The following is a 24,733-nucleotide window of genomic DNA, read 5'->3' as shown; positions in this document are numbered from 1 at the left end:
AGCTCTATATTGTTATAGAAGTTTAAAAAGTTAGTCCAAAAAAATATAATTATATTTTGCTAAAATCTATTGACAATTTATCATAATGGTGATATATTTGCGATAAATAGAAACCGATTTCATACTCTGAAATCTTACCTCCTGAAATCAATTTTCACCACAAGGAGTCTACTATGAAGAAACTATTCATATTATTATCAACTTTTTTTCTCAGCTTCTTCCTTGCTTGGATTATTGTCTTACGTGCGCCACAATATTTATATGCAAGCTATGATTCCGTCTCCTTACTTCGTGTCAAAAAAGATACTCAAGAGCCGACGCGTGAGGTATTTGAACAGGAATTGGAGAATTTTGCAAACTCAGAACAGAGTTTAATAGCTAGAAGAATTGTAGAGCCGAGTAAGGATGGGACGACTCACTTTACTTATGCAACTTATGGTAAAGGAACTTTACCAAAAGAATTCCAAGAAGCTAGCCAAGAAAGTCGTGAACGTAGTGATCCGCTAAGTAGTTATCTCCTTTTGTCAGGCTCCTTGACGAAAGAAAAGCTAGCCGATAAATTAGGAGATTTGGGTTATAAAGCAATTCCTGACCGAAAGACACCGCCCTATTCTCTTGCTTTTAGAATGTTACTAATTCCCCTTATTTTAATTAGTTTAGCAATATTTGGCTTATCTTTCTTTGCTCTAGTGATTATCACTCGGATTAAGGAAATGAGAGCTGCAGGTATAAAACTCTTTTCTGGTCAGACTCTCTTATCCATCATGGGGCATTCTTTATCGACTGATATCAAGTGGCTCCTTCTATCAGCCCTCCTTTCCTTCCTAGGTGGGGGAGTCGTTCTTTTTAGTCAAGGTTTGTTTTATCCTATCTTGTTAGCCACCTATGGTTTTGGGATTAGTTTCTATCTGTTGTTTTTATTGGGTATTTCAATTTTTCTAATGCTCCTTTATTTAATGAGTTTGAGTTACAAAGCATTAGTTCCTGTTATTAAAGGGAGATTACCCCTTAAACGCTTGATGACTTTAACCCTATTGTGTCAGTTAGTAGCTGTTTTTACAGTAGGCTACGCTGTTAAGACAGGCTTAACGTCTTACCAACGATTGAAAGAACTTGAAATTTCAAAACAAGCATGGCAGGACAGAGCAGACTATTATCAAATTTCTTTTGGCTTAGGTGATAGAGTAAAAGATACAGAAAATCAGAATAAGTGGTATGCCTTTGCCAAGGAAGCAATCGAAGAAGAACAAGCCCTTTATGTAAAGGATAATCTGATCCATTTTGCCAATCCACAAGGAAAAAATGAAAAAGGGGAAACACTGGATACCTATAGTCCAGATGCTAATACGCTCTATGTTAGTCCCAGTTATTTGGACAAGGAAAATGTGACTGTAAATGATGAGACCAAACAGAAGTTAGCTCATCTTCAAAAAGGTGAATTTGGACTCTTATTACCAGAATCTCTTCGTTCACAGGAAGCAGAACTTAAGAAAGTTTTTGAAGAAAGATTGAGTTATTATGGAAAATCTGGTGAGGAGGCAAGTGCTCCTTTAGAGTATGAAATGAGAGCGATTGTTAGTTATCTTCCAACTGGAGAAAAGCGATTTGTTTATAATAACGGTGAGAATCCCGTATCCACTCAGTATTTGACTGATCCGATTTTAGTTGTATTTACTCCAACATCTATAGGTGATAGTATCATTTCTAAATCTATGTGGTCTATCAATGCTGGTAAGAATATCTTTGTCAAAGGATATGAAGATGGGATTAAACTCTTGAAGAAAGCTGGAATTTATGAGCAAATATCCTATCTTAAAGAAGGAAGAAGTGTTTATCTAACTCGTTATAATGAAGTTCAAACTGAAACAGCAACTTTAATCTTAGGAGCTATTGTTGGGATAGCTAGTTCCTTGTTACTCTTTTATTCTGTCAATCTTCTATATTTCGAGCAATTCCGTCGAGATATCTTGATTAAACGAATTTCAGGTTTACGATTTTTTGAAACGCACGCTCAGTATATGATTAGTCAATTTGCTAGTTTTGTATTCGGTGCGAGTCTCTTTATTTGGCTTAGTCGGGATGTGGTGATTGGATTGGTAACTTTATCGATCTTCCTCGTTAGTGCTATACTGACTCTCTACCGTCAAGCACAGAAAGAATCTCGTGTTTCTATGACCATTATGAAAGGAAAATAGGATGATTGAACTAAAGAATATATCTAAAAAATTTGGAAGCCGTCAGCTATTTTCAGATACTAATCTTCATTTTGAAGGTGGGAAAATTTATGCCTTAATCGGTACAAGTGGCTGTGGTAAGACAACACTCTTGAATATGATTGGACGATTAGAGCCATATGACAAAGGACAAATCATCTATGATGGTACTTCTCTTAAGGACATCAAGCCTTCTGTTTTCTTTAGAGATTACTTAGGATACTTATTTCAAGATTTTGGCTTAATTGAAAGTCAAACTGTCAAAGAGAATCTCAATCTGGGTTTAGTTGGTAAAAAGTTGAAAGAAAAAGAGAAAATCTCTTTGATGAAACAAGCTCTAAACCGTGTTAACCTCTCTTATTTGGATTTGAAGCAACCTATCTTTGAATTATCAGGAGGAGAAGCACAACGTGTTGCACTAGCGAAGATAATTTTAAAGGATCCACCTTTGATTCTCGCAGATGAACCAACCGCTTCCTTAGACCCCAAAAACTCTGAGGAATTACTTTCTATATTAGAATCTCTAAAAAATCCGAATCGGACCATTATTATTGCGACCCACAATCCTCTGATTTGGGAACAAGTGGACCAAGTTATTCGAGTTACCGATTTATCTCATCGATGATAAGAGAACATTAAGTTAGAAGAAAGAGTCACAAATACACTTTGTGGCTTTTTTATTTCCATAAAAATGGTAAAATAGTAGGAGTAGAAATGGAGTTTGAGACATGAAAGTAATCGATCAATTTAAAAATAAGAAAGTACTTGTTTTAGGTTTGGCTAAGTCTGGTGAGTCTGCAGCCCGTTTGCTAGACAAGCTGGGTGCTATTGTGACAGTAAATGACGGCAAGCCTTTTGAGGAAAATCCTGCTGCGCAAAGTTTGCTAGAAGAGGGAATCAAGGTTGTCACTGGTGGGCATCCTTTGGAATTATTGGATGAAGATTTCGCTCTGATGGTGAAAAATCCAGGTATCCCGTATAGCAATCCCATGATTGAAAAGGCATTGGCAAAGGGAATTCCAGTCTTAACTGAGGTGGAGTTGGCTTACTTGATCTCGGAAGCGCCAATTATCGGTATCACAGGTTCAAATGGGAAAACAACCACAACGACGATGATTGGGGAAGTTTTGACTGCTGCTGGCCAACATGGTCTCTTGTCAGGGAACATCGGCTATCCTGCCAGTCAAGTGGCTCAAACTGCAACGGCTAAGGACACGCTTGTCATGGAACTTTCTTCTTTCCAACTGATGGGTGTTCAAGAATTCCATCCTGAGATTGCGGTTATTACCAACCTTATGCCCACTCATATCGACTATCATGGTTCTTTTGAGGCCTATGTGGCAGCTAAGTGGAATATCCAAAATAATATGACAGCAGCTGATTTCCTTGTCTTGAACTTTAACCAAGACTTGGCAAAAGAATTGGCTACTAAAACACAAGCCACTGTTGTACCATTTTCAACAAAGGAAAATGTTGATGGAGCCTATCTTGCAGATGGTCAACTCTATTTCCGTGGGGAAGTAGTCATGGCAGCTGATGAAATCGGAGTTCCAGGTAGCCACAATGTGGAGAATGCCCTTGCGACCATTGCAGTAGCCAAGCTTCGTGGTGTAGACAACCAAACCATCAAGGAAACTCTTTCATCCTTTGGTGGTGTTAAACACCGTCTCCAATTTGTGGATGAAATCAAGGGGGTCAAATTCTATAACGATAGCAAGTCAACCAATATCCTGGCCACTCAAAAAGCCTTGTCAGGATTTGACAACAGCGAGGTCATCTTAATTGCAGGTGGTTTGGACCGTGGCAATGAGTTTGACGAATTGGTGCCAGATATTACTGGGCTCAAGAAGATGGTCATCCTCGGTCAGTCTGCAGAACGTGTCAAACGGGCAGCAGATAAGGCTGGTGTGGTTTATGTAGATGCGACAGATATTGCAGATGCGACCCGCAAGGCTTATGAGCTCGCGACTCAAGGAGACGTGGTTCTCCTCAGTCCTGCCAATGCTAGCTGGGATATGTATGCTAACTTTGAAGTACGTGGAGATCTTTTCATCGACACAGTAGCGGAGTTAAAGGAATAATATGAAAAAAATTGTCTTTACAGGTGGGGGGACGGTTGGACATGTTACCCTCAACCTTTTGTTAATGCCTAAGTTTATCGAAGACGGCTGGGAAGTTCACTATATTGGTGATAAACACGGAATCGAACACCAAGAAATCCTCAAGTCAGGCTTGAATGTGACCTTCCACTCCATTGCGACTGGGAAGTTGCGTCGCTATTTCTCTTGGCAAAATATGCTGGATGTGTTTAAAGTTGGTTGGGGAATTGTCCAATCCCTCTTTATCATGCTACGACTGCGTCCACAGGCCCTTTTTTCAAAGGGAGGATTTGTCTCTGTACCGCCGGTTATCGCTGCGCGTGTGTCAGGGGTACCTGTCTTTATTCACGAATCGGACCTTTCTATGGGCTTGGCCAATAAAATCGCCTATAAATTTGCAACTAAGATGTATTCAACATTTGAGCAGCCTGCTGGTCTTGCAAAAGTCGAGCATGTGGGGGCAGTAACCAAGGTTTCAGACCAAAACACTCCAGAACCAGATGAATTGGTGGATATCCAAACCCACTTTAATCCTAAATTGCCAACGGTATTGTTTGTCGGTGGTTCTGCAGGAGCCCGTGTATTTAACCAATTAGTGACAGACCATAAAAAAGAGTTGACAGAGCGCTACAATATTATCAATCTAACTGGAGATTCAAGCCTCAATGAGTTGAGTCAAAATCTCTTTCGTGTTGATTATGTGACGGATCTCTATCAACCCTTGATGAAGATGGCAAATGTGGTGGTGACGCGTGGTGGTGCCAATACGATTTTCGAGCTCTTGGCCATGGCGAAACTCCATCTCATCGTACCATTGGGTCGTGAAGCAAGTCGAGGAGACCAGATTGAAAATGCAGCCTACTTTGTTAAGAAAGGTTATGCAGAAGAACTTCAAGAAAGTGACTTGACCTTGGAAAGCTTGGAGGAGAAACTCAGCCACTTGCTTAGTCACAAGGATCAGTACCAAGCTAGCATGAAAGCTTCGACTGAATTGAAATCTCTTGCAGATTTTTACGATTTATTAAGAAAAGACCTAGCATAAGGAATATCAATGTCAAAGGATAAGAAAAAAGAATCAAACCAGAAGCAAGAATTGTCTGAATGGCAGAAACGAAACCAGGAATACCTGAAGAAGAAGGCTGAGGAAGAAGCTGCCCTAGCTGAAGAGAAGGAAAAGGAAAAACAAGCTCGTAAGGAAGCCAACTCGAAACTACTGGAGGAATCCAAGAAATCATCGAGTGAGTCAGTTGAGGAAGCCTCAAGTCCAAGCAAGGAACCATCCGAAAAAGAAGAAAAATCTCAAAAGGATGACCGGAAAGTCAAAGAGGAAAAAGAGAAGAAGAAACCAGAGAAACCAGAAAAACCTGCCAAGCCTAAAATTGCGCCTGTTCATATTTGGCGAGCTGTGAGTATCTTGGTACCCAGTGTCCTGGTCCTCCTTCTTTCAGTCTATCTATTGACTCCACTTTCGACCATCAAAAATATCGAGGTTAAGGGAAATAGTAACACGCAGGCGGATGATATCAAACAGGCTTCTGGAATTCAAGATAGCGACTATACTTTAGCCCTATTGTTGGATAAGGAAAAATACGCTGAGCGAATCAAGTCCAATCATTGGATAGAATCAGCGAAGATTAACTATCAATTTCCGACTAACTTTACGATTGAGGTTAAGGAATTTGATATTGTTGGTTATTATGTGTCTGGTGAAGAACATTATCCTATTCTTTCTAGTGGTACAGTAGAGTCAACTCCTGTTGATCGCTTAAACTTGCCTGAGACTTATCTGACAGTTACCTTTAACGATGAGCAGCAGGTGAAAGAGCTGATAACGGGATTGTCTACTATCAGTGAGGATATCAAGAGTCAAATCCAGAAAATCGAATTAGCGCCGAGCAAGGCAACAGCAGATCTTTTAAAAATTACCATGCTGGATACAGATGAGGTTTTGGTTCCCCTATCAGAATTGAGCAAAAAATTACCTTATTACAGCAAAATCAAGCCACAATTGTCAGAACCGAGTGTAGTCGATATGGAAGCTGGAGTATACAGCTATACTATAGCAGATAAACTGATAGAAGAAGCTGAGGAAAAAGCCAAACAAGAGGCCAAGGAAGCTGAAAAGAAAAAACAGGAAGAAGAAAAGAAAAAACAAGAAGAACAAGGAAATCAAAGCCAAACGAGCCAGCAATCACAGAGTCGTTAGACTAACTTTTCCTCTTAATTTTGAATGGTATAGAAGTCTAGTTTCGAGTTTTTGCTTGACAAGTCCTACTATAAATAATAGAATAGAAAAAAACCTTTAAAGCAGTCCAGAGAGGCAGCTAAGGTTAGACGGTGAAAGGGTGGAGACTACCCATTTTTCGTGGAACCTTGCTGTTGGCAGGTTCCTTTTTTCGTGGTTTATTTTTGACCATACTCTCTTGCTCGTAAAGGTAAAAGGAGAAAGGTATGCGTGAACATCGTCCAGTTATTGCTCTTGATTTTCCTAGTTTTGAGGCAGTCAAGGAATTTTTATCTCTTTTCCCAGCAGAAGAAAGTCTTTATTTAAAAGTGGGGATGGAGCTTTATTATGCGGAAGGTCCAGAAGTTGTCCGTTATTTGAAGTCACTGGGGCATAGTGTCTTTTTGGACCTCAAGCTACATGATATTCCAAATACAGTCAAATCTGCCATGAAGCTCTTATCTCAGCTTGGTGTGGACATGACCAATGTTCATGCTGCAGGTGGTGTGGAGATGATGAAAGCTGCGCGTGAAGGTCTGGGGACACAAGCCAAATTGATTGCTGTCACTCAATTGACTTCAACTTCTGAAGAACAAATGAGAGACTTTCAAAATATCCAAACCAGTCTTCAAGAATCGGTCATTCACTATGCCAAGAAGACAGCTGAAGCGGGCTTGGATGGTGTCGTTTGCTCAGCTCAGGAAGTCAAGCTTATCAAAGAAGCAACAAGCAAAGATTTTATCTGTTTGACACCGGGAATTCGTCCAGCGGGAGCTGCGGTAGGAGACCAAAAACGTGTCATGACGCCAGCGGACGCCTATCAAATCGGTAGTGACTATATCGTAGTGGGACGTCCTATTACCCAAGCTGAAGATCCTGTTGTAGCTTATCATGCTATCAAGAATGAATGGAACCAAGACTGAAATGAAAGAAATAGATTATAAAAACAAAAGGAGAATACTATGACACTTGCTAAAGATATCGCTAGCCACCTCTTGAAAATCCAAGCCGTTTACCTCAAACCAGAGGAGCCTTTCACTTGGGCATCTGGCATCAAATCGCCGATTTATACTGACAACCGTGTGACGCTTGCCTATCCAGAAACTCGTAGCTTGATTGAAAATGGTTTTGTGGAAGCTATTAAAGCAGAATTTCCAGAAGTAGAAGTGATTGCAGGAACAGCGACAGCAGGGATTCCACACGGAGCTATCATCGCTGACAAGATGAACTTGCCTTTTGCCTACATCCGCAGCAAACCAAAAGACCACGGAGCTGGTAACCAAATCGAAGGCCGTGTAGCTCAAGGTCAAAAAATGGTAGTGGTTGAAGACCTGATTTCAACAGGTGGTTCTGTTCTTGAGGCCGTAGCAGCAGCTAAACGCGAAGGTGCAGATGTACTTGGTGTTGTAGCGATTTTCAGTTACCAATTGCCAAAAGCAGATAAGAACTTCTCAGATGCAGGTGTCAAACTTGTGACGCTTTCTAACTACAGTGAACTGATCCACCTAGCCCAAGAAGAAGGTTACATTACGCCAGAAGGACTCGACCTTCTAAAACGCTTTAAAGAAGACCAAGAAAATTGGCAAAATTCTTAAAACATAGAAAATCAGGTAGTCGCTAGGATTACCTGATTTTGTTTTTAATACTAAAGTTGAGCGATAACTTCCTCAGTTGTCAAAACTTGGTTGGCAATGTAGCCGTAGTTTGTTAGTGCAGCTTGGTAGGCTTCTTCACCTGGAGCACCGACAGCATCGTTAACAACAATGACATTGTAGCCTAATTCTATGAGTTCACGCATGTGTGAATCCACGCAGAGATTAGCATTCATACCAGCCAAGATGACGGTGTCGATACCATTTTTGCGGAGTTGAAGGTTAAGGTCGTTGCTTTCTGGGCCAAAGATTTTATGTCCGTTGACAACAATAGTATCTTCATCCAAAAATGGTTTAATCTCTTCAATCATATCTGCTCCAGAGCCTTCTGGAATTGCCGAATACTGGTTATCACGCCAAAACATTTCGTTTTCAATCATCATCGTTTCACCAGCAGCTTTAAATTGCCACTTGTGATCGTGTGGATAGAAGTAGTGCGGTGAGATAAAACGCTTGTAGCCACGCTCTTGAGCAAGAGCGAAAAGCTTTGTCAGATTTTCAATAGTATTAACTTTTTCAAGAACGTCTTTAGTTGCTCCGAATCCTTTACCAGTATGTTTTAGGAATTCAACTTGTGGGTCTGTGATAACAAATGCGACATTTTTCTGATTGAACATGAGGTTCCTCCTAATATGATTTGATTAACAGCCAATAGGAATTTAGACTGTTAGTTTGATGATTTTCCAAATGGTAGTTTTAGTTATATACTGACCATTCGGTACAATTATAATAACATCTAAAATTGAATTTGTAAATTAATTTGCTCAGAACAAAAATTTTAATGATAAAACAGTGGCAAAAGGAGGTGGTTTCAATTGTTTGGTTTCAGGCTCTGAATCTGCTATAATAGGAAAAAGAGAGGTGAGCAGATGAGTGTTAAAGAGCGTATTTTACAAAGTGCTGAGGAATTGATTTATCAGAAGGGTTATGTGGCCACCTCCATCAGTGACATCATGGAGGCAGCTGATGTTGGCAAGGGGCAGCTTTATTATTATTTCAAATCTAAGAAGGAAATTGGTTTGACGGTCATTCAAGATATTTTAGCAAATTGGCGAAAAGAGCTTTTTGAAGATATTTTTGAAGCAGACAAGTCTGACAGTGACAAGTTTTCGGATATGATTGACTGGGTTTGTCAATTTCATGAAAGTCAGACGGTCTTTTATGGTTGCCCAATTGGTAATCTGATTGTGGAATTGTCCACAGAAGATGAGAACTTCCGCTTTCCTCTCAATGATTTTATGACCCAGTGGACAGAGAAGTTAGCCAGCCTCTTGCAAGACCTGCATGCTGACTGGTCAGAAGAGCGGGCGCAGTTGCAGGCCCGTCAAGTCATCTCCAGTATTCAAGGAAGCATTGTCATTCTCAAAGTCAGCCAAGACATCCAAGTTTTGGAAAATAATATGACGGATTTGAAAAAGAATTATTGTTAATTTTTAGCCGAAGAATTAAAAGTATGTTAATTTATGGATTGTGGTTAGAGGTAAGAATGACAACAGATATTAAAACTGAAATTGGTCATAGAGTAAGACAGAAACGTGAACGTCACAAATTGACGAGAGAAGAGGTCTGTGGACAGAAGCTGACTTAATAATCAAACAGCTGATGCGTACTGAGCTTGGGCAATCCTTGCCAACAATTACTAAGTTACAATATTTATCTAAGCGATTAGAAGTTCCGATAGATACTTTTCTTGAAAATAAAGAACTAGCTCTTCCTAAGGAAGAGTTGCTGAGTCTAGACTTGATTGAAAGAATATTAGGCTTGATAAGAACAGGGACAGGTAGTTTCGCTGAAGATATTTTTGATGATTATTTTAAGCAAGTAACACTAAAGCAAGTTTACACATTCAATGATTTACTATTAATTGATTATTTTGCTATGCAATGTCAAGACTTGATTTATAGAAGAGAGCATTAGATGATTTTCGGATTAAGTTGTTGAAACAGCAATTAGTTAGTGATGAAATGTATAATGTAGAGCTACTATCAGTTCTTTGTGCCATAGCGGTTGTTTATGTTGTTCATAATGACTATAAACATATGATATCTCTAGTAAAAAAGATGAATGAAATTTTATCAGTAACAACGTTGCAAGTCTATAAACCTGGAATTTCAGTATTTGAAGCTAAGTGCTATCTTTATTTTGAAAATGATAAAAATAAAGCAAAGGAACTTTATCACTCAGCAACTATACTAGCTGAACAATTTGATGATAAAGTATTAGAAAATGAAAAGATTATTTGAATTTCCATAACTTAAGAAAGTTCATCATTTTTAATTATCGCTGTAAAATGATTGAAAGTATGAAATTTCCAAACAAAATATTTGAAAAATTTTGAAAAAAGAGTTAGAATATTTTTTGTAATATACAAAGTAAACGCTTACTTATCAAGGAGGACATTTTATGTCATACAAAACAAGCAATGCAGAAGGTCATGTAGATTTCATCAATACCTATGATTTGGAGCCAATGGCGCAACAAGTTATTCCTAAAGCAGCATTTGGTTATATCGCTAGTGGGGCGGAAGATACTTTTACTTTACGCGAGAACATCCGTGCCTTTAACCACAAACTCATCGTTCCTCATACGCTTTGTGATGTTGAAAATCCAAGTACAGAGATTGAATTTGCAGGTGAAAAATTATCTTCACCAATTATTATGGCACCTGTTGCGGCTCATAAATTGGCAAATGAGCAGGGGGAAGTAGCTACTGCGCGTGGTGTGCATGAATTTGGTTCTCTTTATACAACCAGCTCTTACTCTACCGTTGACCTTCCAGAAATTACGGAAGCTCTTCAAGGGACACCTCATTGGTTCCAATTTTACTTTAGTAAGGATGACGGGATTAATCGCCATATCATGGACCGTGTGAAGGCTGAAGGCTACAAAGCGATTGTCTTGACGGCAGATGCAACTGTAGGGGGGAATCGTGAGGTCGATAAGCGCAATGGTTTTGTCTTCCCAGTTGGTATGCCAATTGTTGAAGAATATCTGCCAGAAGGTGCTGGAAAATCAATGGACTTTGTTTACAAGTCAGCTAAACAACGCTTGTCTCCACGCGATGTCGAATTTATCGCTGAATATTCTGGTCTTCCTGTCTATGTCAAGGGACCACAATGCCGTGAGGACGTTGAACGTTCGCTTGCTGCGGGAGCTTCAGGTATCTGGGTAACCAACCACGGTGGCCGCCAAATTGACGGTGGGCCAGCTGCCTTTGACTCACTTCAAGAAGTAGCAGAAGCAGTTGATAAACGTGTGCCAATTGTCTTTGACTCTGGTGTTCGTCGCGGTCAACACGTCTTTAAAGCCTTGGCTTCAGGAGCAGACTTGGTAGCCATTGGTCGCCCTGTGATCTATGGTTTGGCTCTCGGTGGTAGTGTTGGTGTGCGTCAAGTCTTCGAGCACTTAAATGCAGAACTGAAGACAGTCATGCAATTATCTGGAACTCAGACTATTGAGGATGTCAAACACTTCAAACTCCGTCACAACCCATACAATCCAACCTTCCCAGTTGACCCTCGTGACTTAAAATTGTATTGATAAAGAAGACGGCCTCCACCTTATGTGGAGGTTTTTCTTCGTGTATAGAAAGATTAAATCGTTATTAGAAACTATATAAATATATTTTCCAGTCAAATATCTTGCTAGGGCTTTCAAATTCTGTTATACTGGTCCAGTAATTAAATAATAAAGACATTTGGGGTGCTTTAGGCTGAGATGATACCCATTGAACCTGATACAGTTAATACTGGCGAAGGGAAATGTGAAAAGGTTTTTTCGTATGTCGAAAAGAACTGTCTAATCTTGTAAGGTAAACTCTAATTCTCGTTTGTAATTGGAGTTTTTTTGTTTATCAAAAGAGGATAGGCTTGACGGCAAGTCTTTTGGCAGCTCTCCTTGAATGCCCCACTTTTCTTTAAAAAGGTCAAGTAAAACTAGAATTTTCTTGGTATTTTGTTGATTACGAACGAGTAAAGAGAGGAAAAGTAAATATGGAAACACAAGACTATGCATTTCAGCCGGGTTTGACCGTTGGAGAATTATTAAAAAGCAGTCAGAAGGATTGGCAGGCTGCAATCAATCATCGTTTTGTTAAGGAACTTTTTGCGGGGACAATTGAGAATAAGGTCTTAAAAGACTACCTGATTCAAGATTATAATTTCTTTGATGCCTTCTTATCCATGCTGGGTGCCTGTGTAGCTCACGCAGACCAGCTTGAACCCAAACTTCGTTTTGCCAAGCAACTAGGCTTTCTTGAAGCAGATGAAGATGGTTATTTCCAAAAGGCTTTCAAAGAGTTAAAAGTAGCAGAGAATGACTATCTAGAAGTGACCTTGCACCCTGTAACAAAAGCGTTTCAGGAGCTAATGTATTCTGCTGTGACTTCATCAGACTATGCTCATCTTTTGGTCATGCTGGTCATTGCAGAAGGTCTCTATTTAGACTGGGGTTCTAAAGATTTGGCTCTACCTGAAGCCTATATTCATTTAGAATGGGTCAATCTCCACAGAGGTCCTTTCTTTGCAGAGTGGGTTCAATTTCTGGTTGACGAACTCAATCGTGTCGGAAAAGGTCGAGAAGATTTGACAGAACTTCAGCAACGCTGGAATCAAGCAGTTGCCTTAGAATTAGCCTTTTTTGATATCGGTTATGAATTATAGGATAAATTCAATCCTTTGATGTAGATTAAAAGAAGTAACAAACAAACTATATAAATATATTTTCCGGTCAAATATCTTGCTAGTGCTTTCAATTTCTGTTATACTGGTCCAGTAATTAAATAATAAAGACATTTGGGGTGCTTTAGGCTGAGATGATACCCATTGAACCTGATACAGTTAAGACTGGCGAAGGGAAATGTGAAAAGGTTTTTTTCGTATGTCGAAAAGAACTGTCTAATCTTGTAAGCTAAACTCTAATTCTCGTTTGTAATTGGAGTTTTTTTGTTTATCAAAAGAGGATAGGCTTGACGGCAAGCCTTTTGGTAGCTCACCTTGAATGTCCCACTTTTCTTTAAAAAAAGGAGTTTTTTATGTTGAAAAAATGGCAATTAAAAGATGTTATCTTACTTGCTTTCTTGTCTATCTTTTTTGGTGGCGTTTTTGTGGGGTCAGGCTATCTGTTTGATATCCTCACCCTGATCTTGGCCCCTCTTGGTTTGCAGGCCTTTGCCAATGAAATCCTCTTTGGTCTCTGGTGTATGGCTGCGCCCATTGCGGCTATATTTGTTCCAAGAGTAGGAAGCGCAACGATTGGAGAAGTGCTAGCTGCGCTTGCTGAAGTCCTTTATGGTAGTCAATTCGGTCTAGGTGCCCTTTTGTCTGGCTTGGTTCAAGGTTTGGGAAGTGAACTTGGTTTTATCGTAACCAAGAATCGCTATGAAAGTTGGCTCTCTCTAACTGCTAATAGTATTGGGATTACGCTTGTTAGTTTTGTCTATGAATACATTAAGTTAGGTTACTACGCCTTCTCCCTTCCTTTTGTCCTTTCCTTGCTGGTGGTGCGCTTTATTTCTGTCTTTTTCTTCTGTACCATCTTGGTTCGTGCCATTGTCAAACTTTATCATCAGTTTGCAGCTGGGGGCAAGGCATAGATGGGGCTGAAACTACGAGCGATTCAGTCCCCAATCTTTTCGGAACCGCTTGATTTTACTTTTCATGCGCAAGCCTTCACCTTGTTAGTTGGGAGCAGTGGTTCAGGAAAATCCAGTCTCTTTCAAATGATTGCCCAAGTCAGTTCTCTTCCCTATAGCGGTCAAGTCCTGATAGATGGGAGAGAGGTCAGTCAGCTTTCTATCGTCGACCGTGTCCAGACGGTTGGCATTCTCTTTCAAAATCCTAATCATCAATTTACCATGGAGAACTTGTTTGAGGAGCTGATTTTTACCTTGGAGAATATTGGTCATCCCCTTCAAGAGATTGATGCTAAAATAGCAGAGGTGGTTCGGCAATGTCGTTGCGAGCCAATCTTGCACCGTCCCATTCATCACCTATCAGGTGGGGAAAAGCAAAAGGCTGCTTTGGCTGTTCTCTTTGCTATGAATCCTAGGGTCTATCTCTTGGATGAACCCTTTGCTTCTATTGACCGCAAGAGCAGAATCGAGATATTGGAGATTCTAAAAGAGTTGGCTCTTGATGGGAAGACAGTCATCCTGTGCGACCATGATTTATCTGATTATGAAGCCTATATCGACCATATGGTGGAGCTAAGAGACGGACAACTAAGGGAAGTATTTCAAATCCCTACCTCTGAGATGACACAGGTTTCTTCAAAGAATGTTGCTTCTAGCCCGGAATTGTTCCATATGGATAGAACGACTTGTGAGCTGGATAAGCGTCCCCTCTTTTCAATTGCGGATTTTACATTCTACCAAGGAATTTCCTGTATCTTGGGTGACAATGGTGTCGGGAAATCAACCCTCTTTCGCTCTATTCTTCAATTTCAAAAGTATAAGGGGCGCATTACTTGGAAGAGTTGTGTTCTAAAAAAGAAAAAAAGTTTGTATCGCGATCTGACTGGTGTTGTTCAGGAAGCTGAGAAGCAGTTTATCCGAGGCAGTCTGAGAGAGGAACTGCAATTAGATAGTCCAGACTCTGAAAGAAATCAGCGGATTCTCCAAGCTTTAGGATATTTTGATCTGGAGCAGGCACTCGATAAGAGTCCCTATCAATTAAGTGGTGGCCAGCAAAAGATACTTCAGCTTTTAACTATCTTGACCAGCAAGGCTTCTGTGATCTTGCTAGATGAGCCATTTGCTGGTTTGGATGATAGAGCTTGCCATTATTTTTGCAAGTGGATTTTGGAGGAGAGAAATCAAGGAAGAAGTTTTTTGATCATTAGCCATCGTTTAGATCCCTTGATTTCTGTGGTTGATTATTGGATTGAGATGACTAGTGAGGGTCTCAGCCATCTTCAAGAAGTGACTATCAGCAAACCTCTCCCATCTCTGAAAAATGATACTCTAGGGGAGGTGAGGTAGTATGATCAAAGTAGCAACTCAGACACCGATTATTAGTCTTTTCTTGCTGATTTTATCCTTGGAAACATCTTTCCTTCCTTCGATTGCTCTTAATCTTTCAGTAGTCGCATTTTGCATTCTCTTCATGCTCTACTACCGTCGATTTAAATTGTTGGCTTGGATGCTCGTACTCGCCATCTTACCATCCTTTGCCAACTACTGGGCAGTTCAGTTACATGGAGATGCTTCGCAGGCAGTGATGCTTGGAACGAGGGCCTTTGTGACCGTTTGTATCGGCCTTGTCTTTGTTTCTAGTATTTCCTTAAAAGAGCTTCTCTTGTACTTGGCTCAAAAGGGGTTATCACGGTCTTGGGCCTATGCCTTAATTGTGGTATTCAATGCCTTTCCCCTCATTCAACAAGAAATCAAGTCCCTCAAGGAAGCTTGCTTACTGCGTGGCCAAAAATTGCATGTTTGGTCGCCCTTGATTTACAGCAAGGTTCTGATGACGGTCTTTAGATGGCGCCATCTCTACTTGAGAGCTCTGTCTGCACATGGATATGACGAACATGCGCAGTTGGAGAATCGCTATCGGACTTTTTATATTTCTAAAAAAACAAAATTAATCTACCTGCTGTTCTTTTTATTGCTTCAAACCAGTCTATTTTTATAAAGGAGTTATTATGGAATTTACAGATATTGCGATGGAATTATCCAGGGAAGCTTGGCAGGCTTCCTTTCAGCATCCCTTTGTTCTACAGTTACAAGAGGGAACGTTGGAACCTTCCATCTTTCGCTATTACCTGATTCAGGATGCCTACTATCTGAAGTCTTTTTCAGAAGCCTATCACCTCTTGGCTGATAAGACTTCAAACCAAGAGATGAAAAGACTCTTGAAACAAAATGCTCAGAGTTTAGTGGAGGGTGAGTTGTTTATCCGCCAACAATTTTTCAAGGAATTAGGAATAAGCGACCAGGAAATGGAGCAACATCCAATCGCTCCAACCTGTTATCATTACATTTCTCATATTTATCGACAGTTTGCAGAGCCAAACTTGGGCATTGCTTTTGCTAGTTTGCTGCCTTGTCCTTGGTTATACCATGATTTGGGCAAGGCACTTAATCGCAAACCATCCCCGAATCCTCTTTATCAACAGTGGATTGAGACCTATATCACCGATGAGTTAGAACAGCAGATTAAAGAGGAAGAAGCCCTGGTCAATCAGCTCTATCGCGAAAGCAACGAGACAGACAAACAAAAAATGCTAGAGGCCTTCCACAGAAGTGTCCACATGGAAGCCAAGTTTTGGGAGATGGCTTACCAACATCAAACCTGGACGAGTGATTTACAGTCCTTAGAAAAAGAGAAGCAATAGAAAATGAGAAACCACCAACTTCAAGTTCACAAATTAACCATTTTATCCATGATGATTGCCCTTGACGTAGTTCTTACACCCATCTTTCGAATTGAGGGAATGGCACCGATGTCCAGTGTAGTCAATATTCTGGCAGGAATCATGATGGGACCTGTTTATGCCTTGGTCATGGCTACAGTGACAGCCTTTATCCGTATGTCAACTCAGGGCATTCCCCCTTTGGCCCTAACAGGAGCTACTTTTGGAGCCCTCCTTGCAGGTCTCTTTTATAAGTATGGTCGGAAATTTCACTATTCTGCCCTAGGAGAAATCTTGGGAACAGGGGTTATCGGTTCTATTGTTTCCTATCCTGTTATGGTTCTCTTTACGGGATCTGCGGCCAAGCTCAGTTGGTTTATCTACACTCCTCGATTTTTCGGAGCAACCTTGATCGGTACAGCCATAGCTTTTCTTGCCTTTCGATTTTTAATCAAGCAGGAATTCTTTAAAAAAGTGCAAGGATATTTTTTCAGTGAAAGGATAGACTGATGCAGAAATTGACAAATCCTTTCCCTCTAGCAACCAGTTCCTTGATTCACTGTATTACCAATGAGATTTCTTGTGAGATGCTGGCAAATGGCATTTTGGCTCTGGGATGCAAACCTGTTATGGCAGATGATCCCCGTGAGGTTCTTGATTTTACTAAGCAAAGTCAAGCCCTCTTCATCAATTTGGGGCATTTGTCAGCTGAGAAGGAGAAAGCAATCCGTATGGCAGCTTCTTATGCAGCTCAAACTTGTCTCCCAATGGTAGTAGATGCGGTTGGCGTAGCAGCTTCATCCAATCGTAAGGACCTAGTCAGGGACCTTTTAGAATACAAGCCTACAGTCCTTAAGGGGAATATGTCGGAAATCCGAAGTCTTGTTGGCTTAAAACACCATGGAGTCGGGGTCGATGCTAGTGCTAAAGATCAAGAAACTGAGGATTTGCTTCAATTCTTGAAAGACTGGTGTCAGCTTTATCCTGGTATGTCATTCTTAGTCACGGGTCCCAAGGACCTCATCGTTTCAGAAAATCAAGTTGCTGTATTGAGGAATGGCTGTGACGAATTGGACTGGATAACAGGGACAGGAGACCTGGTTGGAGCCTTGACAGCTGTTTTTCTCAGCCAAGGAAAGACTGCCTTTGAAGCTTCTTGCCTAGCGGTCTCTTATCTCAATATCTCTGCTGAGAGAATACTTGTTCAAGGAATGGGATTGGAAGATTTTCGTTACCAAGTTCTCAATCAGCTCTCTATCCTAAAAAGAGACGAAAACTGGCTAAAAGCTATCAAAGGAGATATTTATGAATAGAGAAGCACTCAGACTATATCTGGTAACCAATCGCTACCAAGATTCCTTGGAAAGCTTTCTTGAAAAAGTCGAGACAGCCTGCCGTTCAGGCGTTACCATCATCCAACTACGAGAAAAAAATCTCACTACCAATCAATACTATCAACTGGCAAAACAAGTCAAGGAAATAACAGATGCCTATCAAGTACCCTTGATTATCGATGATCGTTTGGATGTTTGTCTCGCGGTTGATGCTGCTGGGTTGCATATAGGCGACGATGAACTACCAGTTTCGGTTGCCCGCAAAGTATTGGGTCCTGAAAAAATCCTCGGTGTCACTGCTAAAACAGTTAAAAGAGCCCTCGAAGCAGAAACATCGGGTGCGGATTACTTGGGAACAGGAGCCATTTTCCCGACTACGACCAAAGAAAATGCACCCATTACCCTGATTTCAACCTTGAAAACAATTTGCCAAACGGTCGCTATTCCAGTAGTTGCTATCGGAGGCCTGACGTCAGAGAATATTGACCAACTTATTGGCACGGGTATAGCTGGAGTAGCTGTTGTACGTGATCTGATGCAGGCAGAAGATATTGAAGCAAAAGCGCATGCCTTTTTAACAAAGCTAGATGACATTGTTTCCTAATCAAAAACTCTCTAATTCCCTTAAAGTAGGAACTAGAGAGTTTTTTCTTAATCTTTAAAAGTTGTATGGTTGACTGGTCCAGAACCATGACCGAGTTGAGGAGCGTCTTGGATGGCTTTTGTGATAAAGGCCTTGGCCTTATCAACTGCCTGGTAAAGACTTCTGCCCTTGGCTAGTTCAGCCGTAATCACAGCAGCAAAGGTACATCCAGTACCATGGGTGTGACAGGTTTGAATTCGTGGACTTTCCCAGACAAATTGTTGATCCTTGGTAAAGAGGAAATCCTTGGCACCACCTTCAAGATGGCCACCTTTGATAACAACGGACTGAGGACCAAATTCTTTTATAATCAGGCGACCGGCACGCTGCATGTCTTCTGGATCATGAATCGAAAAACCAACAATCTCTTCGGCTTCAGGAAGATTGGGAGTGATAATGGTTGCAAGGGGAAGCAGATTTGTTTTTAGGTAGCTTCTCGCACTGGTATCAATCAGGGTATCACCGCTTGTTGCGACCATAACAGGGTCAAGAACGTAGGGGCAGTCCAGCTTTTTAAGATAGGGTTGGATGATTTCCATGATCTCAGTAGTTGCCAACATCCCTGTTTTTACAGCCTGAGGCTTGATATCCGAAAAGACACTCTCCAATTGAGTTTCCAGCATTTGGTTGGAGACGTGCTCGATTAATTGAACGCCTCTGGTATTTTGAGCGACAAGACTGGTCACAACGGCCATTCCATAGACATTTCTAGCTTGGAACGACTTTAAGTCAGCCATAATGCCAGCACCGCCACTAGGGTCAGTTCCTGCAATGGTTAGAGCAACGGGTAAATAAGTCATCTAAAACCTCCCAACCAACTGAAGTTTGTATTCTCAAGAAAAAGCTAGTCTGTTTGAGGAAAGTAATAGAAGAGCAGTTAGTCCTCATTATCATTTCCACTTCCATCAGCTAGCATTACCTAGATTGAGTCAAAGGGATCTAACAGTCGTTAATCTCAGCTTTACGCACCCCTAGTGGTTGTTTTCTTTTTTCTACAGTATAGCATATTTTTATAGTTTATATAGTGAAATTTGACTGAAAATCCTTTATCAAATGCTTAAAATTCTATTTTTCGAAAAAATAATAAAAATTATAGTTGACAAATGTAGATTTTCGGAGTATACTAATAACTGTGATCGACAAATGTAGATTTAGGAGGTGTGATTATGCAGATTTCAGATGCAGAATGGCAGGTCATGAAGATTATTTGGATGCAAGGGGAACAGACCAGTAGCGATTTGATCAGGGTTTTAGCGGAGCGGTTCGACTGGTCCAAGTCAACCATTCAAACTCTTTTGGCTCGTTTGGTTGAGAAAGAGTGTCTGACAAGGAAAAAAGAAGGCAAGTCCTTTGTCTATTCGGCTCTTTTAACTTTGGACCAAAGTCGGGATTTGCTTATTAAAGATATTAAAGACAAGGTTTGTTCCCGTAGGATTAAGAACTTGTTGGCTGATTTGATTATGGAATGTGATTTTACTCTGGCTGACTTGGAAGACTTAGAAGCTGTGATTTCTGAGAAGAAAGTTAGCGCTGTAACAGAAGTAAGATGTAATTGTATGTAAAGGAGACGTCATGTTAAATAGTATTGTAACCATTATTTGTATTGCCCTTATAGCGTTTATCTTGTTTTGGTTTTTCAAAAAGCCTGAAAAATCTGGACAAAAGGCCCAGCAAAAAAAGGACTACCAAGAGATTCGTGTGGAGGTCATGGGGGGCTATACGCCTGAGTTGATTATTCTCAAGAAATCAGTGCCAGCCCGTATCGTCTTCGACCGTAAGGACCCTTCACCCTGCCTAGATCAGATTGTTTTCCCAGATTTTGGAGTGCATGCGGACCTGCCTATGGGTGAAGAGTATGTAGTGGAAATCACACCTGAACAGGCTGGAGAGTATGGTTTCTCTTGTGGCATGAATATGATGCACGGTAAGATGATTGTAGAATAGGAGAATGATATGACTGAAATCGTAAAAGCAAGTCTTGAAAATGGTGTTCAAAAAATCCGTATCACGGCAGACAAAGGCTACCATCCAGCCCATATTCAGCTTCAAAAAGGGATTCCCGCTGAAATTACCTTTCATCGTATAACTCCTTCAAACTGTTACAAGGAAATCCTTTTTGAAGAAGAAGACATCTTGGAACCAATCGGCGTGGATGAAGAGAAGACAATTCGTTTTACACCTCAAGAGTTGGGTGAGCATGAATTCTCATGTGGCATGAAGATGCAAAAGGGAAGCTACACCGTAGTTGAGAAGACTCGAAAATCTTTGTCACTTTTGCAACGTTTTTGGATTACTAGTATCTTTACTGTGCCTCTTGTGATTATCATGATTGGGATGTCGACAGGAGGAATTAGTCACCAAGTCATGCGTTGGGGCACCTTTTTAGCCACAACACCCATCATGCTAGTAGCAGGTGGTCCTTATATCCAGAGTGCTTGGGCCAGCTTTAAAAAGCACAATGCCAACATGGATACCCTGGTTGCTCTGGGAACCCTAGTGGCCTATTTCTATAGCTTAGTTGCCCTCTTCGCTGGTCTCCCCGTTTACTTTGAAAGTGCTGCATTTATCTTCTTCTTCGTTCTTTTGGGAGCCGTTTTTGAGGAAAAAATGCGAAAAAATACTTCCCAAGCTGTGGAGAAATTACTTGACTTGCAGGCTAAAACTGCAGAAGTCTTGCGTGATGATAGCTATGTTCAAATCCCCTTGGAGCAAGTCAAGGTAGGTGACCTGATTCGAGTGCGTCCCGGTGAAAAGATTGCGGTTGATGGGGTTGTAGTCGAAGGTGTGTCCAGTATTGATGAGTCTATGGTGACAGGTGAGAGCCTGCCGGTAGACAAAACAGTTGGAGATACCGTCATTGGCTCAACCATCAATAATAGCGGAACGCTTGTTTTTAAAGCAGAAAAAGTTGGTTCAGAGACTGTCTTGGCACAGATTGTGGACTTTGTTAAGAAAGCCCAGACCAGCCGAGCACCAATTCAGGATTTGACGGATAAGGTTTCAGGGATTTTTGTACCAGCGGTTGTCATTTTAGGGATTGTGACCTTTTGGGTTTGGTTCGTCTTGCTCAGGGATAGTGTAGTCGTGCTTGGAGCGAGTTTTGTCTCTTCTCTTCTCTATGGAGTAGCAGTTTTGATTATCGCTTGTCCTTGTGCACTAGGACTTGCAACACCGACAGCTCTTATGGTGGGGACAGGTCGCAGTGCCAAAATGGGCGTTCTCCTCAAGAATGGAACCGTCTTACAGGAAATCCAGAAAGTTCAAACTATTGTCTTTGATAAGACCGGAACCTTGACCGAAGGGAAACCTGTGGTCACAGATATCATCGGCGACGAAGTAGAAGTGCTTGGATTGGCAGCCTCCTTGGAAGAAGCTTCTCAACACCCACTGGCTGAGGCCATTGTCAAGCGAGCGACTGAAGTCGGACTTGAGATTCAAACTGTAGAGAATTTCCAAGCCTTGCACGGAAAAGGTGTCTCAGGGCAAATCAATGGAAAACAAGTTCTGCTTGGAAATGCTAAAATGCTGGATGGCATGAACATTTCTAGCACTTATCAAGAAAAACTAGAAGAACTAGAAAAAGAAGCTAAGACAGTTGTCTACTTGGCTGTTGACAATGAAATTAAAGGCTTGCTTGCCCTGCAAGATATTCCCAAGGAAAATGCCAAGCTAGCCATCAGTCAGCTGAAAAAACGTGGACTTAAAACAGTCATGCTGACAGGGGATAATGCTGGAGTGGCGCGTGCTATTGCAGATCAGATCGGAATCGAAGAGGTCATTGCAGGTGTCTTGCCAGAAGAAAAAGCCCATGAAATCCATAAACTACAATCAGCTGGAAAAGTAGCCTTTGTTGGTGATGGTATCAATGACGCTCCTGCCCTCAGTGTAGCAGATGTGGGGATTGCTATGGGAGCTGGAACAGATATTGCCATCGAGTCAGCAGATTTGGTGTTGACAACTAATAACCTCCTAGGAGTGGTTCGTGCCTTTGACATGAGCAAGAAAACCTTCAATCGAATTCTGCTCAACCTCTTTTGGGCCTTTATCTACAATGTCGCCGGAATTCCGATTGCAGCAGGAGTCTTTTCAGGAATTGGTCTCGTTCTCAATCCAGAACTGGCTGGTCTAGCCATGGCCTTTAGTTCTGTATCTGTTTTAACCAGTTCACTCATGCTAAACTTTAGTAAAATAGACTAAAAGCGAGCTTGCTCGCTTTTTATTATAAAACAGTTATATAAAACGTTTTCAAACTGTACTGTAATAGAGAATAAAAACTTCTGAGCACATTCTTAGGAGACCAAAAACAAATGTGGTAAAGTAGTAGAGTAAAAATTTGCTGAAACGTTTCCAATTAGTATATGAAAACGGATGAATCAAATTTTAAAAATTTTTGAAGGAGAGTTATAATGACTCAAGGGAAAATTACTGCATCTGCAGCAATGCTCAACGTATTGAAAACATGGGGCGTAGACACAATCTACGGTATCCCATCAGGAACACTCAGCTCATTGATGGACGCTTTGGCTGAAGACAAAGATATCCGCTTCTTGCAAGTTCGCCACGAAGAAACAGGTGCTCTTGCAGCGGTCATGCAAGCTAAATTCGGTGGCTCAATCGGGGTTGCAGTTGGTTCAGGTGGTCCAGGTGCGACTCACTTGATTAACGGTGTTTACGATGCAGCTATGGATAACACTCCATTCCTTGCTATCCTTGGATCACGTCCAGTTAACGAACTCAACATGGATGCCTTCCAAGAATTGAACCAAAACCCAATGTACAACGGTATTGCTGTCTACAACAAACGTGTAGCTTACGCTGAGCAATTGCCAAAAGTAATCGACGAAGCTTGCCGTGCTGCAGTTTCTAAAAAAGGTCCAGCTGTTGTTGAAATCCCAGTAAACTTTGGTTTCCAAGAAATCGACGAAAACTCTTACTACGGTTCAGGTTCATACGAACGTTCATTCATCGCTCCTGCCTTGAACGAAGTTGAAATCGACAAAGCTGTTGAAATCTTGAACAATGCTGAACGTCCAGTTATCTACGCTGGTTACGGTGGTGTCAAAGCTGGTGAAGTGATCACTGAATTGTCACGTAAAATCAAAGCACCAATCATCACAACTGGTAAAAACTTTGAAGCTTTCGAATGGAACTATGAAGGGTTGACAGGTTCTGCTTACCGTGTTGGTTGGAAACCAGCCAACGAAGTGGTCTTTGAAGCAGACACAGTTCTTTTCCTTGGTTCAAACTTCCCATTTGCTGAAGTTTACGAAGCCTTCAAGAACACTGAAAAATTCATCCAAGTCGATATCGACCCTTACAAACTTGGTAAACGCCATGCCCTTGACGCTTCTATCCTTGGTGACGCAGGTCAAGCAGCCAAAGCAATCCTTGACAAAGTAAACCCAGTTGAATCAACTCCATGGTGGCGTGCAAACGTTAAGAACAACCAAAACTGGCGTGATTACATGAACAAACTCGAAGGTAAAACCGAGGGTGAATTGCAATTGTACCAAGTCTACAATGCTATCAACAAACATGCTGATCAAGACGCTATCTACTCAATAGACGTAGGTAACTCAACTCAAACATCAACTCGTCACCTTCACATGACACCTAAGAACATGTGGCGTACATCTCCACTCTTTGCGACAATGGGTATTGCCCTTCCTGGTGGTATTGCTGCTAAGAAAGACAATCCTGATCGCCAAGTGTGGAACATCATGGGTGACGGTGCATTCAACATGTGCTACCCAGACGTTATCACAAACGTTCAATACGACCTTCCAGTTATCAACGTTGTCTTCTCAAACGCTGAGTATGCCTTCATCAAGAACAAATACGAAGACACAAACAAACACTTGTTTGGTGTTGACTTCCCTAACGCTGACTACGCTAAAATCGCTGAAGCTCAAGGAGCTGTTGGATTTACAGTTGACCGTATCGAAGACATCGATGCAGTTGTTGCAGAAGCTGTTAAACTCAACAAAGAAGGTAAAACTGTTGTTATCGATGCTCGCATCACGCAACATCGTCCACTTCCAGTAGAAGTACTTGAATTGGATCCAAAACTTCACTCAGAAGAAGCAATCAAAGCCTTCAAGGAAAAATACGAAGCAGAAGAACTCGTACCATTCCGCCTCTTCTTGGAAGAAGAAGGATTGCAATCACGCGCAATTAAATAATTCCTTCGTGGAACTTAAAAAGATCGGAGCAATC

At 41.1% G+C, this 24,733-nt stretch carries 25 protein-coding genes and 3 riboswitches; of the genes, 23 read left to right on the top strand and 2 right to left on the bottom strand.

Annotated features, from left to right (window positions below; translation table 11 throughout):
* The first annotated feature begins 173 nt into the window (after positions 1–173).
* From NYE79_RS07235 to pyrE, 7 genes are all read left to right on the top strand, one after another.
* Positions 174–2,195: a bacteriocin-associated integral membrane family protein gene (locus tag NYE79_RS07235; RefSeq protein WP_057488608.1), complete on the top strand. Its 2,022-nt coding sequence runs from the start codon at positions 174–176 to the stop codon at positions 2,193–2,195.
* A 1-nt stretch (position 2,196) separates the two neighbouring features.
* Positions 2,197–2,838: an ABC transporter ATP-binding protein gene (locus NYE79_RS07230; RefSeq protein WP_000571283.1), complete on the top strand. Its 642-nt coding sequence runs from the start codon at positions 2,197–2,199 to the stop codon at positions 2,836–2,838.
* A gap of 103 nt (positions 2,839–2,941) precedes the next feature.
* Positions 2,942–4,294: a UDP-N-acetylmuramoyl-L-alanine--D-glutamate ligase gene (gene murD / locus NYE79_RS07225; RefSeq protein ID WP_339293656.1), complete on the top strand. Its 1,353-nt coding sequence runs from the start codon at positions 2,942–2,944 to the stop codon at positions 4,292–4,294.
* A gap of 1 nt (position 4,295) precedes the next feature.
* The gene (locus NYE79_RS07220; protein WP_339293655.1) at positions 4,296–5,354 is read left to right on the top strand and encodes a UDP-N-acetylglucosamine--N-acetylmuramyl-(pentapeptide) pyrophosphoryl-undecaprenol N-acetylglucosamine transferase; all 1,059 of its coding nucleotides are present in this window, start codon (positions 4,296–4,298) and stop codon (positions 5,352–5,354) included.
* Between the two features lie 9 nt (positions 5,355–5,363).
* Positions 5,364–6,518, top strand: a complete 1,155-nt coding sequence (locus tag NYE79_RS07215; protein WP_000031125.1) for an FtsQ-type POTRA domain-containing protein — start codon at positions 5,364–5,366, stop codon at positions 6,516–6,518.
* 245 nt (positions 6,519–6,763) lie between these two features.
* Positions 6,764–7,459: an orotidine-5'-phosphate decarboxylase gene (pyrF, locus tag NYE79_RS07210; protein ID WP_216728493.1), complete on the top strand. Its 696-nt coding sequence runs from the start codon at positions 6,764–6,766 to the stop codon at positions 7,457–7,459.
* A 39-nt stretch (positions 7,460–7,498) separates the two neighbouring features.
* Positions 7,499–8,131: an orotate phosphoribosyltransferase gene (gene pyrE, locus NYE79_RS07205; protein WP_045590759.1), complete on the top strand. Its 633-nt coding sequence runs from the start codon at positions 7,499–7,501 to the stop codon at positions 8,129–8,131.
* A gap of 50 nt (positions 8,132–8,181) precedes the next feature.
* On the opposite strand, the gene NYE79_RS07200 is transcribed toward pyrE, so the two are convergent.
* Entirely contained in the window at positions 8,182–8,805 is a 624-nt protein-coding gene (locus tag NYE79_RS07200; protein ID WP_216728492.1) for an isochorismatase family protein, read from the bottom strand.
* Between the two features lie 252 nt (positions 8,806–9,057).
* Between NYE79_RS07200 and NYE79_RS07195 the strand changes: the two genes are divergently transcribed.
* From NYE79_RS07195 to thiE, 12 genes are all read left to right on the top strand, one after another.
* Complete coding sequence (locus NYE79_RS07195; RefSeq protein ID WP_061588323.1) at positions 9,058–9,618, top strand: TetR/AcrR family transcriptional regulator; 561 nt, start codon at positions 9,058–9,060, stop codon at positions 9,616–9,618.
* Positions 9,619–9,790: 172 nt separating this feature from the next.
* Positions 9,791–10,105, top strand: a complete 315-nt coding sequence (locus tag NYE79_RS07190) for a hypothetical protein (protein ID WP_084917938.1) — start codon at positions 9,791–9,793, stop codon at positions 10,103–10,105.
* A gap of 20 nt (positions 10,106–10,125) precedes the next feature.
* Positions 10,126–10,431, top strand: coding sequence for a hypothetical protein (locus tag NYE79_RS07185; protein WP_165442212.1), 306 nt, complete (start codon positions 10,126–10,128; stop codon positions 10,429–10,431).
* 160 nt (positions 10,432–10,591) lie between these two features.
* Complete coding sequence (gene lctO / locus NYE79_RS07180; RefSeq protein WP_000120716.1) at positions 10,592–11,728, top strand: L-lactate oxidase; 1,137 nt, start codon at positions 10,592–10,594, stop codon at positions 11,726–11,728.
* Positions 11,729–11,876: 148 nt separating this feature from the next.
* A riboswitch (TPP riboswitch) is annotated at positions 11,877–11,965 on the top strand.
* Positions 11,966–12,180: 215 nt separating this feature from the next.
* Positions 12,181–12,849, top strand: coding sequence for a TenA family protein (locus tag NYE79_RS07175; protein WP_339293654.1), 669 nt, complete (start codon positions 12,181–12,183; stop codon positions 12,847–12,849).
* A 123-nt stretch (positions 12,850–12,972) separates the two neighbouring features.
* Positions 12,973–13,061: riboswitch (TPP riboswitch) on the top strand.
* Positions 13,062–13,220: 159 nt separating this feature from the next.
* Positions 13,221–13,781, top strand: coding sequence for an ECF transporter S component (locus tag NYE79_RS07170; RefSeq protein WP_000915275.1), 561 nt, complete (start codon positions 13,221–13,223; stop codon positions 13,779–13,781).
* Complete coding sequence (locus NYE79_RS07165; protein WP_339293653.1) at positions 13,782–15,167, top strand: ABC transporter ATP-binding protein; 1,386 nt, start codon at positions 13,782–13,784, stop codon at positions 15,165–15,167.
* 1 nt (position 15,168) lies between these two features.
* Entirely contained in the window at positions 15,169–15,819 is a 651-nt protein-coding gene (locus NYE79_RS07160; protein WP_070656964.1) for an energy-coupling factor transporter transmembrane component T, read from the top strand.
* A 10-nt stretch (positions 15,820–15,829) separates the two neighbouring features.
* A complete protein-coding gene (gene tenA, locus NYE79_RS07155) occupies positions 15,830–16,522 on the top strand; it encodes a thiaminase II (RefSeq protein WP_070656965.1) in 693 nt (230 codons plus the stop codon).
* Positions 16,523–16,525: 3 nt separating this feature from the next.
* Positions 16,526–17,050, top strand: coding sequence for an energy coupling factor transporter S component ThiW (gene thiW, locus NYE79_RS07150; protein WP_070656966.1), 525 nt, complete (start codon positions 16,526–16,528; stop codon positions 17,048–17,050).
* Positions 17,050–17,853: a hydroxyethylthiazole kinase gene (locus NYE79_RS07145; protein ID WP_070656967.1), complete on the top strand. Its 804-nt coding sequence runs from the start codon at positions 17,050–17,052 to the stop codon at positions 17,851–17,853. Before thiW ends, NYE79_RS07145 begins: the two co-directional genes overlap by 1 nt.
* Complete coding sequence (gene thiE, locus NYE79_RS07140) at positions 17,846–18,478, top strand: thiamine phosphate synthase (protein WP_070656968.1); 633 nt, start codon at positions 17,846–17,848, stop codon at positions 18,476–18,478. Before NYE79_RS07145 ends, thiE begins: the two co-directional genes overlap by 8 nt.
* Before the next feature lie 47 nt (positions 18,479–18,525).
* On the opposite strand, the gene thiD is transcribed toward thiE, so the two are convergent.
* Entirely contained in the window at positions 18,526–19,317 is a 792-nt protein-coding gene (thiD, locus tag NYE79_RS07135; RefSeq protein WP_070656969.1) for a bifunctional hydroxymethylpyrimidine kinase/phosphomethylpyrimidine kinase, read from the bottom strand.
* 84 nt (positions 19,318–19,401) lie between these two features.
* A riboswitch (TPP riboswitch) is annotated at positions 19,402–19,500 on the bottom strand.
* Positions 19,501–19,683: 183 nt separating this feature from the next.
* On the opposite strand from thiD, the gene NYE79_RS07130 reads away from it, so the two are divergent.
* The 4 genes from NYE79_RS07130 to spxB all read left to right on the top strand — a co-directional run bounded on the left by NYE79_RS07130 (position 19,684) and on the right by spxB (position 24,699).
* A complete protein-coding gene (locus NYE79_RS07130; protein ID WP_070656970.1) occupies positions 19,684–20,079 on the top strand; it encodes a CopY/TcrY family copper transport repressor in 396 nt (131 codons plus the stop codon).
* Between the two features lie 10 nt (positions 20,080–20,089).
* On the top strand, positions 20,090–20,461 hold the full coding sequence (locus NYE79_RS07125) for a cupredoxin domain-containing protein (RefSeq protein WP_070656971.1): 372 nt from the start codon (positions 20,090–20,092) through the stop codon (positions 20,459–20,461).
* A gap of 9 nt (positions 20,462–20,470) precedes the next feature.
* Entirely contained in the window at positions 20,471–22,714 is a 2,244-nt protein-coding gene (locus NYE79_RS07120; protein WP_070656972.1) for a heavy metal translocating P-type ATPase, read from the top strand.
* 209 nt (positions 22,715–22,923) lie between these two features.
* The gene (gene spxB / locus NYE79_RS07115; RefSeq protein ID WP_084910841.1) at positions 22,924–24,699 is read left to right on the top strand and encodes a pyruvate oxidase; all 1,776 of its coding nucleotides are present in this window, start codon (positions 22,924–22,926) and stop codon (positions 24,697–24,699) included.
* Positions 24,700–24,733 lie beyond the last annotated feature (34 nt).

Source organism: Streptococcus sp. FSL W8-0197 (genome assembly GCF_037963785.1).
GTDB lineage: Bacteria > Bacillota > Bacilli > Lactobacillales > Streptococcaceae > Streptococcus > Streptococcus oralis_CQ.
The sequence above is the reverse complement of the archived record's forward strand: the minus strand, read 5'-3'. Positions and strand labels throughout refer to the sequence as shown.